This window comes from Pseudomonas protegens CHA0 (assembly GCF_000397205.1).
Taxonomy (GTDB): domain Bacteria; phylum Pseudomonadota; class Gammaproteobacteria; order Pseudomonadales; family Pseudomonadaceae; genus Aquipseudomonas; species Aquipseudomonas protegens.
In genome coordinates this window covers 3,879,638-3,895,629 of record NC_021237.1, presented here as the reverse complement: position 1 = coordinate 3,895,629, position 15,992 = coordinate 3,879,638, and the positions used below count along the sequence as shown (strand labels likewise).

At 57.2% G+C, this 15,992-nt stretch carries 18 protein-coding genes and 2 pseudogenes; 8 read left to right on the top strand and 12 right to left on the bottom strand.

Annotated elements, in window-relative coordinates; all coding sequences use genetic code 11:
• Positions 1 to 58 precede the first annotated feature (58 nt).
• Positions 59 to 508, top strand: a pseudogene (gene gpJ, locus PFLCHA0_RS17410) (TipJ family phage tail tip protein); the annotation flags it as partial.
• 440 nt (positions 509 to 948) lie between these two features.
• Here gpJ and PFLCHA0_RS17405 read toward each other — a convergent pair.
• Positions 949 to 1,878 (bottom strand): LysR family transcriptional regulator, encoded by a 930-nt coding sequence (locus PFLCHA0_RS17405; protein WP_015635927.1) that lies wholly within the window; start codon positions 1,876 to 1,878, stop codon positions 949 to 951.
• A gap of 278 nt (positions 1,879 to 2,156) precedes the next feature.
• Here PFLCHA0_RS17405 and PFLCHA0_RS17400 point away from each other — a divergent pair, with 278 nt between their 5' ends.
• From PFLCHA0_RS17400 to PFLCHA0_RS17390, 3 genes are all read left to right on the top strand, one after another.
• Positions 2,157 to 3,593 (top strand): purine-cytosine permease family protein, encoded by a 1,437-nt coding sequence (locus PFLCHA0_RS17400; protein WP_015635926.1) that lies wholly within the window; start codon positions 2,157 to 2,159, stop codon positions 3,591 to 3,593.
• A gap of 39 nt (positions 3,594 to 3,632) precedes the next feature.
• Entirely contained in the window at positions 3,633 to 4,610 is a 978-nt protein-coding gene (locus tag PFLCHA0_RS17395) for a carbon-nitrogen hydrolase family protein (RefSeq protein ID WP_015635925.1), read from the top strand.
• A 67-nt stretch (positions 4,611 to 4,677) separates the two neighbouring features.
• Positions 4,678 to 5,061 (top strand): hypothetical protein, encoded by a 384-nt coding sequence (locus PFLCHA0_RS17390; RefSeq protein ID WP_011061741.1) that lies wholly within the window; start codon positions 4,678 to 4,680, stop codon positions 5,059 to 5,061.
• 145 nt (positions 5,062 to 5,206) lie between these two features.
• On the opposite strand, the gene PFLCHA0_RS17385 is transcribed toward PFLCHA0_RS17390, so the two are convergent.
• A complete protein-coding gene (locus PFLCHA0_RS17385) occupies positions 5,207 to 6,169 on the bottom strand; it encodes a bifunctional GNAT family N-acetyltransferase/nucleoside diphosphate kinase regulator (protein ID WP_080644459.1) in 963 nt (320 codons plus the stop codon).
• 289 nt (positions 6,170 to 6,458) lie between these two features.
• Entirely contained in the window at positions 6,459 to 6,941 is a 483-nt protein-coding gene (locus PFLCHA0_RS17380) for a hypothetical protein (protein WP_041118634.1), read from the bottom strand.
• A gap of 289 nt (positions 6,942 to 7,230) precedes the next feature.
• On the opposite strand from PFLCHA0_RS17380, the gene PFLCHA0_RS17375 reads away from it, so the two are divergent.
• A complete protein-coding gene (locus tag PFLCHA0_RS17375; RefSeq protein WP_041752309.1) occupies positions 7,231 to 7,590 on the top strand; it encodes a hypothetical protein in 360 nt (119 codons plus the stop codon).
• Positions 7,591 to 7,807: 217 nt separating this feature from the next.
• Here the strand turns inward: PFLCHA0_RS17375 and PFLCHA0_RS17370 are convergent, their stop codons facing one another.
• Together PFLCHA0_RS17370 and PFLCHA0_RS17365 are read right to left on the bottom strand one after the other, a co-directional pair.
• Positions 7,808 to 8,188 carry a hypothetical protein gene (locus tag PFLCHA0_RS17370; protein WP_015635922.1) on the bottom strand — a complete coding sequence of 127 codons (381 nt, stop codon included), beginning with the start codon at positions 8,186 to 8,188 and terminating at the stop codon, positions 7,808 to 7,810.
• Between the two features lie 154 nt (positions 8,189 to 8,342).
• The gene (locus PFLCHA0_RS17365) at positions 8,343 to 9,386 is read right to left on the bottom strand and encodes a hypothetical protein (RefSeq protein WP_011061732.1); all 1,044 of its coding nucleotides are present in this window, start codon (positions 9,384 to 9,386) and stop codon (positions 8,343 to 8,345) included.
• A gap of 215 nt (positions 9,387 to 9,601) precedes the next feature.
• On the opposite strand from PFLCHA0_RS17365, the pseudogene PFLCHA0_RS17360 reads away from it, so the two are divergent.
• Positions 9,602 to 9,988, top strand: a pseudogene (locus tag PFLCHA0_RS17360) (DUF1214 domain-containing protein); the annotation flags it as partial.
• Positions 9,989 to 10,248: 260 nt separating this feature from the next.
• On the opposite strand, the gene PFLCHA0_RS17355 reads toward PFLCHA0_RS17360, so the two are convergent.
• The 6 genes from PFLCHA0_RS17355 to PFLCHA0_RS17335 all read right to left on the bottom strand — a co-directional run bounded on the left by PFLCHA0_RS17355 (position 10,249) and on the right by PFLCHA0_RS17335 (position 14,692).
• Complete coding sequence (locus PFLCHA0_RS17355; protein ID WP_015635920.1) at positions 10,249 to 11,298, bottom strand: hypothetical protein; 1,050 nt, start codon at positions 11,296 to 11,298, stop codon at positions 10,249 to 10,251.
• Between the two features lie 7 nt (positions 11,299 to 11,305).
• Positions 11,306 to 11,965 carry a class I SAM-dependent methyltransferase gene (locus tag PFLCHA0_RS17350; protein ID WP_019093065.1) on the bottom strand — a complete coding sequence of 220 codons (660 nt, stop codon included), beginning with the start codon at positions 11,963 to 11,965 and terminating at the stop codon, positions 11,306 to 11,308.
• A 544-nt stretch (positions 11,966 to 12,509) separates the two neighbouring features.
• Complete coding sequence (locus PFLCHA0_RS17345) at positions 12,510 to 12,905, bottom strand: hypothetical protein (RefSeq protein WP_011061727.1); 396 nt, start codon at positions 12,903 to 12,905, stop codon at positions 12,510 to 12,512.
• Between the two features lie 25 nt (positions 12,906 to 12,930).
• Positions 12,931 to 13,494 (bottom strand): hypothetical protein, encoded by a 564-nt coding sequence (locus PFLCHA0_RS17340; RefSeq protein ID WP_011061726.1) that lies wholly within the window; start codon positions 13,492 to 13,494, stop codon positions 12,931 to 12,933.
• A gap of 442 nt (positions 13,495 to 13,936) precedes the next feature.
• The gene (locus PFLCHA0_RS31260) at positions 13,937 to 14,098 is read right to left on the bottom strand and encodes a DUF2986 domain-containing protein (RefSeq protein WP_072450119.1); all 162 of its coding nucleotides are present in this window, start codon (positions 14,096 to 14,098) and stop codon (positions 13,937 to 13,939) included.
• A gap of 120 nt (positions 14,099 to 14,218) precedes the next feature.
• Positions 14,219 to 14,692 (bottom strand): hypothetical protein, encoded by a 474-nt coding sequence (locus PFLCHA0_RS17335; protein WP_015635918.1) that lies wholly within the window; start codon positions 14,690 to 14,692, stop codon positions 14,219 to 14,221.
• A 291-nt stretch (positions 14,693 to 14,983) separates the two neighbouring features.
• On the opposite strand from PFLCHA0_RS17335, the gene PFLCHA0_RS31715 reads away from it, so the two are divergent.
• On the top strand, positions 14,984 to 15,124 hold the full coding sequence (locus PFLCHA0_RS31715; protein WP_003083582.1) for a PA0050 family protein: 141 nt from the start codon (positions 14,984 to 14,986) through the stop codon (positions 15,122 to 15,124).
• A gap of 61 nt (positions 15,125 to 15,185) precedes the next feature.
• Positions 15,186 to 15,323 carry a PA0050 family protein gene (locus PFLCHA0_RS31855; RefSeq protein WP_011061723.1) on the top strand — a complete coding sequence of 46 codons (138 nt, stop codon included), beginning with the start codon at positions 15,186 to 15,188 and terminating at the stop codon, positions 15,321 to 15,323.
• A gap of 90 nt (positions 15,324 to 15,413) precedes the next feature.
• Here the strand turns inward: PFLCHA0_RS31855 and PFLCHA0_RS17330 are convergent, their stop codons facing one another.
• Complete coding sequence (locus PFLCHA0_RS17330) at positions 15,414 to 15,887, bottom strand: hypothetical protein (RefSeq protein WP_015635917.1); 474 nt, start codon at positions 15,885 to 15,887, stop codon at positions 15,414 to 15,416.
• Positions 15,888 to 15,992: the final 105 nt, after the last annotated feature.

Genomic DNA, 15,992 nt, shown 5'->3' with positions numbered 1-15,992 from the left:
GAACAGGCCTGTGCCTCCCCTCTCACTGCTTGAGCTAACCGATTTGTCCGACTTCGGTACCCTACGCATCAATCTGCCGGCAGCTACCAGCGGCTGGCTGCTCAGGGTGACCCGCATCACCCCGAACCAGAACAACAACAAAATTGCCGACATCATGCAGATCGCGGGTTTCACCGAGGTCATCGATGCAAAGCTGCGCTACCCGAACACCGCGCTGCTCTACATCGAGTTCTCGGCCGAGCAGTTCCGTAGCATCCCAGCCGTCACAGTGGAGACCAAGCTGAAGAGGGTCCTTGTGCCGGCCAACTACAACCCTGTGGCTAGGACCTACTCCGGTATCTGGGACGGTAGCTTCAAGTTGGCCTGGACTGACAACCCAACCTGGATGACCTACGACATCACTGTCAGTGACCGCTTCGGTCTAGGCCGCCGCATCAAGCCGTGGATGGTGGACAAGTGGGAGCTCTACCGGATCTCCCAGTATTGCGACCAACTGGTACCGGACGGAATCCGCCTACGCCGGTTCGATTCCGACCTCGGCCTCCACCCTTGAAAACCCCGTAGATTAACGTCTACGGGGTTTTTTATTGCCTGGGATTTGGGCGATCGCTTCCGCAATTCGTTTGTTTTTAGCATCGAACTGACAAAGTCCTTTCGCTCCATTGGGTACGAGTTGATGGTGGAGATTGGCTAATACACTTGCCGTTTTGCGATGAGCTGCTTTGAGCCCTAGTCAAAGCGGAATTCAAGCTAGGTTCTTAGGAACGACCGCTTTCGGTTAAAAGCAGCCGATCACAACGTACCGCTTTGCGGGGACTTTTTACTGTTCTGTAGTCCTCCACTTAAGTGGAGGAAATAATCATGAGCGGATGAAGGGCGCTGTATTCGACAGCCATTTGCCTAGGGTATGGAAAAGTGCTTTCGACGGACGGGTTTGTTTGTCATTTTTCAAACTTGCGTGCTCGACTTCAATGTCACCGAGTGCTTTGCGGCCTGCAATGCTTGCATCAGCTTGGCCAGTGACTCTGTCGGGACTTGCCCTTGTCGGGTGATGCTATGAAATGCTGCGTTATACCTCAGCCGCTGCGGTGCAATTACACGCAACATGCCACGTGCTACCCAGATATCGGCGTAGTGGGTCGGTAGGTAGCCGATGCAGGTGCCGGAAGCAATCAGTGTGGCAATGGCTTCCATGGAGAAAGCGCTTACCGAGTTGCCGAAGCGCAATTTGTGCGGCCGGCGGCTTTCGAGCATGTAGCCACGGTCTACGTAATCTGCGGCACCGATCTCCTCGTCCGTAAAATGCTCGTCGGGACGTGCAAAGAAAGGATGACCACGCCCGCAATACAGGTTTTGTTCTTCCTCGAACAGCGCTTGGTAATGCAGGCCTGAAAGCTGGTGGTTAAAACAACCGATGGCGAGGTGCAGACGCCCTTCGAGCACGGCTTGCTCAAGCTCGTCGGCACGCATTACCTGCAGGTCGATGCGGGTACTGGGCGAAACCAGGCGAAAGGAAGCGAGGGCCTGCGGCAGCGGTGCCTGGTCTAGCGAAAGCAGGTTATCGACGCTGCCAATCTGCAAGAACTCTGGATACTTTTCGTTAAGCATGACTACCCGCCGATGAAAGCGGTCGATATCAGCATACAGTTCCTGCGCCGCCGCATAAGTTTGGGCGCCTTGTTCGGAAAGTTGAAAGCCGCTCTTGCCACGACGGCAGAGGGAGTAGCCGAGGCGGATTTCCAGATCTCGCACCAATGTGCTCAAGCGAGGCAGGCTGGTATTTAAGCGTACCTGCGCGGCAGTGAAGCCTCCAGCCTCGACGATGGTGCAAAAGATGCGCAGTTTGCGCAGATCCACGTCTGAGAGATTAGTGAGCATCAAAACCTCCGATGTAGAGACACAAACGCTATAGGGACAGCCCTTATACCAGCAAATTTACCTTGCGAATCAATGCGACTGAACTGCACCGAAAGAGGCCGTTTTTTAGTTGCGATTTCGAGTAAGTCAGGTTCCGTACTGCAGGATTTACCAGCCATTTTTTTCTTCCGATACTCGCGGTGCTGCTGGTCGGCAGTGTTGCGGGGAGGGGAGCCACTGCCGCGGCCCACACAAGCAAAACTTCACCCAGAACAAAAATAACGATTACGGAGTGCGGTATGGCAACTCAACGAAGTAGCGGATCGAGCAGGCCCGCCATTGAAGCTCGCTCAATCGATTATGTGCCTCGTGCAGAGCGGCACGGGAAGGTCTGGCACCAAGGCCCGTTCTGGTTTACCGGCAACTTTGTGTTTCTCACCATGATGGTCGGCTTTGTTGGGCCAAGCATGGGGCTCAGCATAATGTGGAGTGTACTGGCGATTGCAATAGGTGCTGGCTTCGGCACTGTGTTCATGGCCTTGCACGCCAACCAGGGCCCCAAGATGGGCTTGCCGCAGATGATTCAGTCTCGTGCGCAATTCGGTAGCCGCGGTGCCATTGTGCCGTTTGCGGCGACCATCTTTGTTTACATCGGTTTTATAGTATTCGGCGTCATTTTGGTCACTCAGGCCATACAGCTGGTTCTGCCGGGCTCGACGTGGTTCTGGTACCCCATGTTGATTGCGATCAGCATCGTGATTGCACTGGTGGGATATGACCTGTTGCACTTTGTGCAACGTTGGCTCACGTATCTGCTAATTGCCGTGTTTGGCATCGTGACGTTGATGGCTGTTACTGCACTGCCCGCGGCAGCTCCAATACCGGTGAACTCGGGTTGGAACACCACTGCGTTTCTCGTGCAGTTGTCACTTGCTGCTGGGTACAACATCAGCTATTCGGTGTATGTCTCCGATTATTCGCGCTACCTGCCTCAAGACTCGTCCAGCCCCCGGCTGATCTTCTGGACGTACTTGGGCGCGACTGCGTCGGCGATATGGCTGATGTCGCTGGGGGCGGTGTTGTCCAGCTATATACCGGGCGCCGATGGCATCGTTTCGCTGGTGCAAACCGGTAATTATTTCTTCCCTGGCTTTGGCATATTCGTCGCGTTAGTGGGGGCCGTCGCGCAGTTGTCGGTCACCGGCATAAATAGCTATGGCGCCATGCTCACTGGAATCAGCGCGGTGGACGGCTTCCGTCCAGTACGCCCCGGTGTCCGCGTGAGAGTGATCGGCCTGAGCGTAGTGGGCCTGCTGTCACTGGTGATCGCTTTGGCGTTACCGGATGCCTATATGGCCAGCTTCAATGGCTTTGTACTGCTTATGCTGTACTTCCTCATCCCATGGACGGCGGTCAACCTCGTCGACTTTTATGCGATTCGCAAAGGCGAATACGCCATCGCCGAAATATTCAATCCGCACGGCGTATATGGCCGTTGGGCCTGGCGAGGTGTACTGGCCTATCTGGTTGGTTTTGTCGCAATGGTGCCGTTCTTCTCGCTTCCGTTTTTCGTTGGCCCAGCAGCTGCGGCACTGGGCGGTGCGGATATCGCATTCATCCCCGGCTTGTTGATTTCCGGCGGCCTGTATCTCGGGTTGGCGCGCAACCTCGAACGCTCATCGGAGATCGCAGCGCAACGCCAAAGTCAGCTCGTGCTTGAAGGTATTGCCAGCTGAACGCTCACCGATAAACGACCATCAGAAAAAGGTTTTTAGATGATCAGCAAATGCGAAAAAACAGTCGCTATTGTGCAAATGCCTGCGGCTCTTCTTGATCGAGCCGAATCGATGCGCCTGGCAGCCGAACATATCAAGAGTGCTGCGCTCAAGGAGGCGCAACTCGTGGTATTCCCGGAAACGTGGTTGAGCTGTTACCCCGCATGGATATTTGGAATGGCGGGCTGGGACGATGCGCAAGCCAAGTTCTGGTACGCCAAGCTACTGGCGGACAGCCCGGTAATTGGCCAGCCTGACGACATGGACGATGACCTTGCGGTGCTTCGCGAGGCTGCGCGTGTTAACTCAGTCACCGTGGTGATGGGTATGAACGAGCGCTCTCGGCGCCACGGCGGCTCGCTCTACAACTCTCTAGTCACTATTGGCCCGGAGGGGACCATTTTGAATGTGCACCGCAAACTGACGCCGACCCACACCGAACGCACGGTATGGGCCAACGGTGATGCCGCAGGTCTACGGGTGGTCGATACCGCGGTTGGTCGCGTGGGAGGGCTGGTGTGCTGGGAGCACTGGCACCCGCTGGCGCGCCAGGCCCTGCATGCACAAGACGAACAGATTCATGTGGCGGCATGGCCGGACATGACGGAAATGCACCATGTTGCTGCCCGTTCCTATGCGTTCGAAGGGCGCTGTTTTGTGCTTTGCGCTGGCCAGTACCTGAACGTTGCTGATGTGCCAGCCGAGTTACTGACGGCTTACCGCCTTGGGGTTGGCGGCAACGGACTGGAGGAGCGTTTACTGTTCAATGGTGGATCTGGTGTGATCGCTCCAGATGGTTCCTGGGTGACGGCACCGCTCTTTGGGGAACCTGGAATTGTCCTGGCAACCATCGACCTTGCGCAGATCGATGCCCAGCACCATGACCTCGATGTGGCAGGTCATTACTTGCGCCCGGATGTCTTCGAGCTCTTGATTGATCGACGCGTACGTACCGGTTTAACGCTGCGCGACGACTGAATATCTCCTCAACCCTATATTCCGGGTGGCCGTGCATAGGCCGGCCCGGAATCATTAAGGCTAACTCATGGTTCATGTACTTTTGGCTACAGCGCTCTTATCCATCATGTTGGGTGCACTCTCCGGCTTTGCCGTTCTGGCTTCCGTCGACTACCCAGCCAAGCTCCGTGCCCTAGGTGTGGTCAACCCGATGCGCGTGCGGCAGGCGCATCTGGACTGGATCATCATGGGGACGGTGATGGCGGTCACCGCGCTTGCCAATCCTCAGCTTCCCGACTGGGTCGTTGCGTTGGTGATGTTTGGTGGCGTGGTCAATCCGCTAACGTTTGTGCCCATGGCGTTCTCCACTACGGTGGAGACCACCAAGGCATTTCAATGGGTGTCTTTTGTGTCGTTTGTTTCGTTGAGTGTGGGACTGATCGCGGCGGCGGCTTATTTTATCTTTGGTTGAGTCATCAACATCGATAGCCGGCTAGACCTGTTCTACCGCCTCCTGCTTTTGACCAAAGCAACGGGCCGCTCAGGCACGAAAAGCGCGGCACTCTCCTTTGGGGAGTCCTCGCGCTTGATGGTCGAACGCCAAGCAAAGGGCGCACTTACAGGTGGAAATCCCCCGCAGCCTCCGGCTGGTAAAGCACTTTCCTGATTTCAATCCGGCGGGTGCGATCAGAGATTCGCCAGTCGATGGTGTCCCCCTCCTGATAGCCAAGGATGGCGGCGCCTATATCGGAATACACCGAATGCTTCCCTGCGGTGCTGTCCGCGTCTTCAGGGTAGACCAAGGCCACTTCGATCTCTTCGTCGTCCAGTTGCAGCAAGGCCCTGGAGTTCATCGTGATGACGTTGCGCGCCACCTGCTGCGGCTTGACGACAATGGCTCGCTCAAGCTCATGTTCGAGTTCAACAATCGTCGGGCCTTGCTCGAACACGATCAGGCTCTCGAGCCTGGCCTTGTCGATTTCAGTGATGTAGATCTCAGTGGAGTCGACAACGGTACCTTCGCGCAAGAACTGGAGATAGCGCTCGGCCGTCATGGAAAATGATTTCAATGTCGGCGTTTCGCTTTCAAGCACAAAGCCGCTGCGCTGAAAGGCTTTCAGCGAGCGCGTGTTGTCCGGGTGGATCTTGGCGATGAGCTTCTCGGCCCGCATGTCGAGGAAGGCCAGTTTCATGCCTTCGCGAATGGTGCGTGCGCCCAGGTTCCGGCCCCATTTGTCGCTGTCTCCGATGACCAGGACTATCTCGCAATTGGAGCCGGTCTTGACCAGACGGACAAAGCCCACCGGAGCGTCATGCCGGTCATAGGCCATGAAGAACCGGCCGTCCCGGTTGAATAGATGGGTCAGGATCGGCAATTGAGTCCGATCGATGACTTGTTCGATGGAGCGGGAGACGTGACGCGAATCGCTCAGAAAGCAGGTAACGCGCTCATCCTCCAACCAATCCATCAATGTCAGCGCGTGCGCCCGAGTAATTTCAGGGCACAGTGTAATGAAAGGCTTGTTCATCTTGACCACACTTATCTGTAAAGAATGGAAGCCTTTCATGGCTATGGTCATGACGGTTCTTCGGCAACCGCGCATTTTAAGATATACCGCGAGGAATGGCGAACATCCCGGCGTGTTCGAGGAAACCATCGTTCTGCCCCAGGATCCGGTCCAGAGGTTCGCCGCAGGCTGCTCCATCAAATGTATGTGGATGTCGTGGCATGACCGGGCGTAACAGTTTCAGTGCTTTGGATCATGTGGCCGAACCCGCCTTTGGGGAGGTTTCGAGAGTTTCGGCCCGCCAGGGCCCGTCTGGCGGCGTTTCAGCGCAGTGAATCTAAAGATGCCTGGCCGGGCCAATCTATTCGTGAAGCGTGTATTTCCCGTTGGCTGCAATAAAACCTTGAAAACTTCTAATAAAGGCTTTTCTTGTGCCAGGTAGTATTTTTTTTAGAGCCAGAAAATAAAGATAGATAGGCGTCGCGTCCCCAGTACCTTCCTCTATCCAGCACTCTTCTGTTGCAAAGCAAAAAAGTACACAGCGTATGAGGTTCGCAAAGTCTTCATCTGATTTACGGTGCTGTTGCTCTACCGTCCAGAGTTCTAGTACAAGCCTTCTCCGGAGATCCCCATCGCTTTCTATAGGTTCTCGCTGGATGCTTTTTTCGATATATGGAATCAGCACTTTCAACTTAGGGGTGGAAATGCTAGCAAGTACACCGCCGTCGATTAGACTGAGCAAATAGCGTGCGTACTGACGTGTTATTTCACTGAAAGGCACGCTCGCTTCAAGTAACGCCTGTTCAAGGTAATCGAACTCTTGAACCTCCAGGCTATCAATCATCATACAGCTCCATCTTTTACTCTTATCCTGCAGCAGCAATCGGCCGAAAGCGGTCAGTGCAGATTCAGGTAGGGGTTCGAGGTCCTATTCTCCCTACCCTGGTTGCATTTGGCGAGCTGGGTGTTATGGGGGGGCGAGGCCCTCGGCTGGTAAGCAGATAGCTAAGAACAACTACTCATCACAGATGGCAATGACCCGCAGATGGCCGCCCTTGCGCATCGTGCAGCTCGGGCGCCGTCGATGTTGGTTAGAATGGCGTGTTGAAGTCTACTGCTCGCAAGGAAACCCAATGAGCACTGAAAAGCCAGAGCCTTTGCTCATCCTTCAAAGGTTTCTAGATAATGTTTATGTGAAGGCTTCGAAAAGCCAGAATGTTTTACTCAAAAGAAATCATGGCCACTACACATACGCGAATGGAATACTCTTCGTCTACGTGACGATCTTCCCTAAAGAGGTTGAGCTTGTTTTTGAAAGCAAGCAGGTAGGTAACGGGGTTTTTAGTATTGTTTTGGATATGTGCATGTCCAGTGGAGAAGTACTGGCTGGCAACCTGCTGTCTCTGAATGGGAGATGCGAGGAGATCAGCACGGCATTGGCCTCGCAAGAAGACTGGGTGTTGGCCCTATTGTTAAAGTGCTTGGGCAACTGAGTCTTTTTCCAGAGCGTAGACACCGCAGGCGTTCCGGTTTGCCGGTTCGCGTGCGCCGAGTTTATGCAGTGACCGCTTCTGGCGGTGGATTCAACCGGTCGATGCAACAGATTAGCTAAATCGTTCGGCGGGTGTTTCGCAGTCTAGTGTTTTCCGAGGGCGGCTATTTAGCTGCCTTGCAACTTCGTAAGTCGATACCTCGCAACCCCACGGCTCATTATCTGGGCGAGAAGATCACCTTGACCGGATTGTCGTGTTTGTAGGTTGCCGATGATGGCCCGTAGTCGACGTTGAAGCCTGGCAGCCAGGCCCTGAGTTCAGTATCTGAAATCCATTCGAGCTGGAGCTGGCTTGCGGCCTCATTGGCGTCGAACTGAGCCAAGGCTTGCACCGCAGATTGGCAGGCTGCCGATACGCCGGATTCCAGTACCGAGACCTGGAGCTTCTCGCTCCATGTGATGGATCCGCTTTGAGGGCACTGGCGTACTTGCACATGATATTTCCCGCTGGGTGAAGGCAGGTCGTAGACAATTTTGTTGGGGCCGCATGCGGCCAGCAAGGCGGATGAGAAAATCAGGGCGGGGACACGTTTATTCATCGCAGTATTCCAATTGCCAGGAGGGGCAAGTGGGCAGTCGGCCCCATCGGGGTGGCAGGGCCTGCACCGGGGGCGTGCCGAATTCAGGCAAACAGGCCCCCGAGCGCATGCTCGACACGGTATTCGATGAGACGCCCATACCCCCGGACTTGTCTTACTTGGCCAGTGACAACGGCACGCCCCAGATGGGATCTTCCATGCCTTGCTTGCCCAGCGGCGTGATTTGCATGGGCTGGAGCCTGGACAGCAACTGCCGGTGCTTCTCGCTCAGGTTGCGCTGCTCGATGAGATTCTGCGTAAAGCTCATGGGCGCCGGCCAGGTATAGACGGTCAGGTTGTCGAGAGGGCACTCGATTTTCTTCGGGTCGATCGCCCGGCACTTCGACTGCTGGTACTTGTAGCCAGGGGTCTTCAGGTGCATGCGTGGGGCCAGCAGCAATTGGCCGCCCTGGATGGTGAAACTGGCAAGCGCCTTGTCGACCGGCAGGCGTGCCTGGACCTTGATCGCGGGAACGTCGCGAGAATCGGTCTGTTGGTAATAGCCGCCCGGGGAGAGCGCCGTCGTCTGGGTATATTGCTGTTCACCCCAGCTCACGCAGGCACCCGAAGCCCTGAGCACGGCGGTACAGACACCTTCGGTCTTGGTCTCGCTGCCATAGGTCGCGTCCTTCCAGACCTCTTCCCTGTAGTACTCGCGATACAGCTCGGGGGACAGGTAGGCAGTCCCGTTGGCGCCATGGCCCGAACCGGGTGGGCCGCTGCGGGCGCCGACCTGGTCGAGCAAGCCGTGGATCTGGTAGTCGTCGCCGCCGGTCAGCAAGTATTTGCCTGGTGGCAGGATGTGCACCTCGAAGGCCTTGAACAGATAGGTTTCACCAGGCGGCCTCTGCAGCGCGTTGGTCTGGAACTTGCGGCCGAAGGTCACCTTCGGATCCTTCTCGTATTCCCAGATCACCGTCGGCGTCCATTGAGTCATGGTCAGCGCATCGCTCAGCGACTTGTGCGGCATCACGTCCGCCACCAGCACCACCGCCATGTTCGCCTTGAGTGCTGCGTCCACCTGGTCCAACAGCTGCGCGTAGCGCGGATCGTCCATGCTGCCGTAGGCACCCGAATCGAGATCGGAGACGCAACCGGAGAGGGAAAGAGCGAGGAGCAACGCGGCGGGTAGGGCAGAGCGCTGCCGGAACAGTTTCATGTATCAATCCTTGATGGGCGTTGGCGGGAGGTGTTGAACATCAATATTAATGGTTTGAGGGTAGAGCGCAATATTTAGGAAGGCCGGTCCGATGGCATGCGCAAAGAGCAAGAATACGCTGTGATTCACCTCACATATCGAACTCTGAACGCTGTGCGAATTCGACTTCGCAGGCCCATAACGACCTGCGCAGGTAGAGGCAGGGAGGGGACGACATGAACATGGTCGGTGCCGGTGCCAAGTATCCCGCGACCACCCGTGATGCCGACGGCAAGTTCCTCGACGGTGCCCAGACCTACAAGCTCAACCTGCCGGCAAATGTACCTGCGGCGTTGTTCTGGTCGGTGACCGCCTACGACAACCTGACCGCCTCGGGCCTGGACAACGGCCAGCCGTTCCCGTCTCTCAATCAGATGGATAAGCCGGTGCAGAACAGCGACGGCTCCACCGATATCTACTTTGGCCCGAAATCTCCGGGCGAGGGCAAGAACTGGATCAAGACCGTACCGGACAAGGGCTTCCTGGTGATCGTGCGGCTTTACGGGCCCAAGCAGGCATTCTTTGACCAGAGCTGGAAACCGAGTGATTTGCTCAAGCAGTGATGAGTGTGCTCGTGTCGTGCCCGATAAGACGGCCAATGCGAACAACGCTTTTCGAAAGGTAGCCGGTGAGCGGTACGTTGAACCCTCTGCGCGATAGCGTTGAGCATTCATTAATAGCCGTCAGGTATGTCTGAATCAGGCTAAATGGTGCCCACTTCAATAGGTGGACACCATTTCCCTGAACGTTGGGATCAGGCCGGACGATTACAGCCATAGTGACTGTCGACCCGTGGGTGATTTGCACAGCGCGGGGAGTTCGCTCACTGCCCCTTTATATTGATTGTCACCTGTAATCCCAGTGGGCCAGGCCTGTCGCAGATCAATGTCATGCTGTCGATGGGATGACGCTCCAGCAATTGAAGCAGTTGCGTCGGGCGCAGACCTACTCGCACATGTGCCAGCAACTCGCGAGTGTGCTGAGACAGCGCTTGTAGCAGGGTGGCGGGATCATCAACCTGCAGATGCAGCCATTTGCGCGGCGCCGCGATATCCGGCAAATCGAAGCCGTCGACGCCTGTCTGGAACAGCTCCCCACCCTCGCTGTGAACGGAGGACGCAGCAGGTGAAATACCCAGGCCCTGCAGTAGCAATTTAAGCCTGGCAGCCTCGCCGGCAATGCCTGCGGCATTCATGGCAGAGAATGCGTAATTGACGCGCTTGCTCGGGGACTGCAATACGGCTTGCTCAAGAAAGGCCGTACGCTTGGGTGCGATCTCCCAAACCAGGGTGTTTTCAGTTTCGCAAGGCTGCATGGACTGCCTTTGAGCGGCAGCCTGATAAAACGGATGCTCACTCAGGGGCTGCATGACCTCGGACAGCCGATTGGCCAACCCGGTATCAAGAAAGCTCAGATACGCCTCGAAGGTCTGGTTGGACTTCGCGTCAGGCCAGCACCCGCAAAAAGCCCTGAGTGCGTCACGGGCTGCCGAGTCGAATGCCTGCGGCAGGATCATCGTCCCCAGATCCCGGGATCGCCCGCTGTCGCTCAACAGCGCGGCGTAGTCCATCAGCAACTCGCCCTGGTCGACCCATTGAATACCGTGGTCACGACCACGGCGTTGCCACAGACTGCGTTGCTGCTCATCGTGAGAAAACAGCAGGGCCGTCGTCTGTCCCGGAATGCATTGCGCCAGGAAGTCTTCAGTGGTCATCAGTTGAATGCCATCAACGGCATCAATCAGTACCTTGTCGTGCACCAACGCCACCGGTTCCCAAGGGAAGTCCAGATCCTGCAACGCGCGCTTGAAGGGCACTGATCGCGGCGTACTGTAATCCCAACCGATAAAGTAGAGTTTCTTGCGAACAGTCATGCCGGGCTCACTGTGGTTTCTGGAAGTAAAAAGTTTGCGTATCGCCGATACGGCCTGCGGTCAAAGCACCGCTATGGGGGCTGTAGTAATTGCCCGAGACCACCTTTCCGCTACTTGGATTGACCAACGTGCAGTCGGCCCCCAGCCAGGTCATCAGGGTCAAACCATGCCGTTCGCCCAAGCTCAGGAACTCTTCCACGGTGTAGTGTTTGTAGTGCCACGCGTAGGGGTTTTTGCTCAGGTCCACAACCTGTGAGTTGGGTGCGGAGATAATCAATCGGCCGCCGGGCTTCAATGCATGGACCATCAGCCCAAAGAACGCTTCGCCCTGCTCGACGTGCTCGATGGACTCGATCGACACAATGAAATCAAAGTGGTTGGCTGGCAGTGAAAACGGAAAAAATTTCTGGCTGAACAGTACGTTCAAATCGACATAATTGCGGTTAGCCAGGTCAATGGACTCGGCCGAGCCGTCGATGCCGTGCATGAAGCAGGGCAGGGATTGCGCCAGCAGATGAGTGCCATAGCCATTGCCGCAAAAGATATCGGCGCCCAGCAGCGGCCCCGGCAGGTCGGCGAGGACCTCGCGTGCGAATTCATAGCGAGCGATGGCATCGGGCGGGAGTGCATCCGGGTGCAATGCGGTGAGTCGTTCACCACTGTCCAACCTAAAATCTCTATCAAGCAATCCCATAAATACCTCGGCACTAAATGCCCGGACTCCAGGCACCGTAAATAAATGATTAGTACGTGAACACCCTGGGGCCTAGGGGGCTCAACTTGTCATAAAAACTGTTGCCAGGTAACTGTCGCCCACGTACAGCTCCCAACAATCATTTGCAGTGTTCGCCCGCTACCGTGCCGGGCAAGGCGACACTGGCCAAGCCAACCTTGGGTCTTGCGAGCCACCCCTGCGCTGTCCGGGGTGACTGCAGATTGATCAGCCGGTAGCCCGCCATTTGAACCTGCGGAGTTGCTCGTGGCAGCGTAATTCGCCGCCCTGCCATCGAGCACGACCCCTACACGTTTTTCGGCAGGCGGATAGTGCTGTAGCAGTGGCGACAGGTCAAATTTGGAATGGTTGTTCGATGCCACGCGAGCTATACCGCCCAGTAGATCGTCTGGTGCCGCCGCTATGGAGGTTGGCCATGGGCCAGGAGCAGACCCCTGGCCCGGCGTGGCTCTGGCCACCCGGGGCGGGTCAAGGAGGGTCAGGCTTCTGGCTTGAGCTTTATGCCGGCGCATCGGCCTCGAGTCAGCAGGTAGTCCACTTGCCTGGCGCGGTTGATGGCGACGCGGATTTCGCAGCTGGCTGAGTTGGTCACGTCGCCCCAGTATTCAGCGTGTACCAGTTGGCCATTCTGTGGGCCGGTGTAGGTGCCGAGCGCTTCGCGTGAGGTGTACGAGGTGTCGCGTTTATAGATCAGTACCACCCAGTCCTTTTCGGGGGCGGTGGCGACTTGGTTGGGGACGCCAAAGTGCTCGATCGCCTCGCCAACCGGGCGGTTCTTCCAGTAGTTGCGGGCCTGGGCTTCGGGCAGGGTCGGAATGGCCGAGCATCCGCTGAGCAGGATGGCGGCTATTCCCAGTGCGAGCAGTCTTTTCATCGCACGTTCTCCATAAATAGTGCGTTCATTTGGCGGGCATCTGATCGAATGCCTGGTCGACGATCTTCAGGATGGCCGTCTTGGTGTGCTCGTGATTCATTAACTGGAACAGCCCCGGAGCGGCCGAAATCATCTGCGAGGTAGGCATCTTGCCGAGCGGATACATCTGCTTCGCCTGGCGCTGCTCCGGATGACAGAGGAAGTCCCGGGTCTGGGCTATCCAGGGCTCGGGCTGCTTTTGCCATTGAGTGGAAACCTTCTTCGGGCGCAAGTCGTTGAAGAACTTGCTGTAGTTCTGCGCGCCGTTCAGGCGCACCCGGTTCTTCGCGCAGTCGACTTCGACGTCATACGCGGTCATCGTTGGCTTGCCGCCTTCTTCGTAGAGCTGATAGACGCCCAGCGAACGGACACCGCCCTTGCGCAGGAAGATGTTGGAAGGTTCACCGTCGACGATGAAGGCTTCGTTCTTGTTGAGGCTGCCCTGGTGATGAATCATCCAGAAGTCGCCGGCCGGGGCACTTTCCGCTTGTGCAGCCAGCGGACTGCACAGCAGCAAGGCGGGCAGCCAGGGTCTGAGGGAGGTGAGCATAGGGCAACAATCCTTTGCTGTGGTGGGCACCTGGAGGCGGTGCTTGCGGGTGAAGAAAAATCAACTCAGTCCGTTGGCAAGACGGTGAGTGGCCAAGCTCAGGGGCTGTATCGGGCGATGGGCAGGGCGGACTCTGGTGAGTGGCTGCCATGACCAGAGGGCGCTCCTCGAGTTTTTTGTTCGTGGCAGCAGGTGGGCTGCTCAAGGGTAGAAATATAGGTGCGCCGGGCGTCGTGGGTCGATTAGGGCAAATGTGCTAATGGCGTATTGCCGCTATCGAGCAGGGCCGCGGAAACTGCGGCGGGCAGCTTCCCAGGGCAGGCCGCAGGAGGTCGATGGAGCGCTCAGGCTCGAGGGGGCAGGGTGATTCAGGTAAAGGCCAGGGCCGCTCAGGGAGGGGGGCAGTGTGCTACGGCGGCCAAGGCTGTTGGGGGGGGCTGGATCAGCTTTCGGGTGCGATGACCGGGTCTTGAGCGGCTTCAGCCGCCAGCTTCAAGCGATCGGCCTTGCTGATGTAGGTGCACTTCTTCTTCGGTGCCAGTTTGGCGCTGGCCTTCTTGGCGTTGGCCTTCAGCAGTTGGTTGATTTTCTTGCGGCGATTCATGTGTGCGACTCGGCGGGTAAGTTGCCGAATGATATCAGCTAAGGGGGGCAGGCCGGCCACCCGGGGTGAACCCTGGTTGCACAAGACTGGGGGGCGGCCCTGTTTAGCTGGATCACCCGATCACTTCTTGCTGTTGCAGTCGATTACGCTGGCATCGGTGATGATGTTCTGGCTATCGGTGTACAGGGTGATGCTGCAGAAGTAATCGAGCACTGTCCGGTTTTCCTCATACCCGGTCTTGCGATAGACCGCTTCGCTCCCCACCGGCATCATGCCGCCGACTCCGCCACCGCCAATGCCTACCCAGGTCTCCTTCTGGCCGACGTACTCGACGCCGGTCTGCACGAAGACCTTCTCTGGCGTGGTATGGGTCTGCACCCGGTTCCACAGGTAGAAACCTCCACTGCCGTAGGAAGAAGGCCCCATGCCCTGGTCGGGCCTGCCGAACAGTTGAAACGCATTCTTGGCCGGCTGCCCCACCAGTTTCTGGGCGGCGATCTCGACGTCGTTGGGTTCGGTCTTGGCTGTTGGGATGGCACAGGCGCTGATGGTCAGAACCGTGAGGGCAAGGCATACGAGCTTGAGTGAAGGCATGACACAGATTCCTTGTGTTCCTGGATTTTCGGCAAAAGATAATCTGAAAAATATCGGCATGGCCAGCGCAAGATTGTGCTGAAGAGCCGCCGTACGCTGATTTGCGCCGGCCATACAGGCGCGACAACACGCCACACTGGCGCAATCGCCGGCAGTGGTCTTTGCTGTCTCGGGCCCGGCGGCAGGGCGCGCGGACTGAGCCTGCGTCATGCCATACAGGGGGCCTGTGTCCGCCTCTGGTGACGGAGCAGGGCACAGAACACTATCGAGGTCTCGACCAAGGAGGTCAGGTTGAAAAGGAAAATGCTGGCGGCTTCACTGCTGCTGTGGATGTTTTCGCTGACGGCGCAAGCCGACTGCGCGGTGCTGGGGCCGGGAGAGGATCCGTGCGCTGGCCCGGTGCTCGGGCCTACGGTCTGCGAATGCCCTTGATGAATGTCCGTGCCCTCGTCAGGGGGCATGGGTGACTGGATGACTGACCAGGAGGTCGCAAATGAAAAAAGTGATGTTGGCGGTATTGCTGCTGTGGGGCTTCACCCTGACGGCCCAGGCTTCTTGCCCGGTGTTCGGCCCGTCCGAAGATCCGTGCAGCGGCCCGGTATTCGGTCCGTCCACCTGCGAATGCCCTTGAGCTAGTTGCCAATGGCAGGCCCGGCCCAGGTCGGGCCTGCTTCTGCCTTGGGCCTGATCGGCAGGTGTCGAAGCGCCTGTGGCCGGTTCTTCAAAGATGGGCAATCAGCTGCTGCCGATAGCCGTTTTCATCGGCTGGGGCGGGGTATCGGGTTTCATCGATCAGCGCGCGCAACTGCTGTGAATGGCTGGACTGCCTGAAGGCGACCTGGCACTCGGCAGCATCAAAAAAGCCTCGCAGATGAGGCAGGGCCAAGGGCAGCAACAGAGGTTCTATCTTCAACGAAATACTGACGATATCCAGTTGGTCGGTGGGGTCTCGGTAGAGATCGATGACCAGCAGGCTTGCACTTTCGGTACCCGGATAAATGTGGACGTCGCCAGCGCCAACCGGGGTTTCGTCGAAGTAGCTGGTGTACAGCTTGCGAATGTCGAGAGCGATTCCCAGGGTGTTCAATGCCGCCGCCAGATCGGCGTTGGGAACAGGCTCGTCCTGCGCCCAGGTGACGAAGTCAGGCATGGAAACACAGATGTCGAACTCGTTGGCGCAGATGATGGGCGTCACTGGGAAGGCTTCCTGGTGGTGGAGGGCCGCTAGCCTACCACTGGGCGACGCTGTTTTTGCAGCGATGATCCATGAGCTACTCCAGGTTGCTCATCGGCTGCCCAT

What these genes read in the sequence shown, in the direction of transcription:
- PFLCHA0_RS17405 (WP_015635927.1), bottom strand. Translation starts at nt 1,878, where the DNA reads ATGCTCACTAATCTCTCAGACGTGGATCTGCGCAAACTGCGCATCTTT.
- PFLCHA0_RS17400 (WP_015635926.1), top strand. Translation starts at nt 2,157, where the DNA reads ATGGCAACTCAACGAAGTAGCGGATCGAGCAGGCCCGCCATTGAAGCT.
- PFLCHA0_RS17395 (WP_015635925.1), top strand. Translation starts at nt 3,633, where the DNA reads ATGATCAGCAAATGCGAAAAAACAGTCGCTATTGTGCAAATGCCTGCG.
- PFLCHA0_RS17390 (WP_011061741.1), top strand. Translation starts at nt 4,678, where the DNA reads ATGGTTCATGTACTTTTGGCTACAGCGCTCTTATCCATCATGTTGGGT.
- PFLCHA0_RS17385 (WP_080644459.1), bottom strand. Translation starts at nt 6,169, where the DNA reads ATGACCATAGCCATGAAAGGCTTCCATTCTTTACAGATAAGTGTGGTC.
- PFLCHA0_RS17380 (WP_041118634.1), bottom strand. Translation starts at nt 6,941, where the DNA reads ATGATTGATAGCCTGGAGGTTCAAGAGTTCGATTACCTTGAACAGGCG.
- PFLCHA0_RS17375 (WP_041752309.1), top strand. Translation starts at nt 7,231, where the DNA reads ATGAGCACTGAAAAGCCAGAGCCTTTGCTCATCCTTCAAAGGTTTCTA.
- PFLCHA0_RS17370 (WP_015635922.1), bottom strand. Translation starts at nt 8,188, where the DNA reads ATGAATAAACGTGTCCCCGCCCTGATTTTCTCATCCGCCTTGCTGGCC.
- PFLCHA0_RS17365 (WP_011061732.1), bottom strand. Translation starts at nt 9,386, where the DNA reads ATGAAACTGTTCCGGCAGCGCTCTGCCCTACCCGCCGCGTTGCTCCTC.
- PFLCHA0_RS17355 (WP_015635920.1), bottom strand. Translation starts at nt 11,298, where the DNA reads ATGACTGTTCGCAAGAAACTCTACTTTATCGGTTGGGATTACAGTACG.
- PFLCHA0_RS17345 (WP_011061727.1), bottom strand. Translation starts at nt 12,905, where the DNA reads ATGAAAAGACTGCTCGCACTGGGAATAGCCGCCATCCTGCTCAGCGGA.
- PFLCHA0_RS17340 (WP_011061726.1), bottom strand. Translation starts at nt 13,494, where the DNA reads ATGCTCACCTCCCTCAGACCCTGGCTGCCCGCCTTGCTGCTGTGCAGT.
- PFLCHA0_RS31260 (WP_072450119.1), bottom strand. Translation starts at nt 14,098, where the DNA reads ATGAATCGCCGCAAGAAAATCAACCAACTGCTGAAGGCCAACGCCAAG.
- PFLCHA0_RS17335 (WP_015635918.1), bottom strand. Translation starts at nt 14,692, where the DNA reads ATGCCTTCACTCAAGCTCGTATGCCTTGCCCTCACGGTTCTGACCATC.
- PFLCHA0_RS31855 (WP_011061723.1), top strand. Translation starts at nt 15,186, where the DNA reads ATGAAAAAAGTGATGTTGGCGGTATTGCTGCTGTGGGGCTTCACCCTG.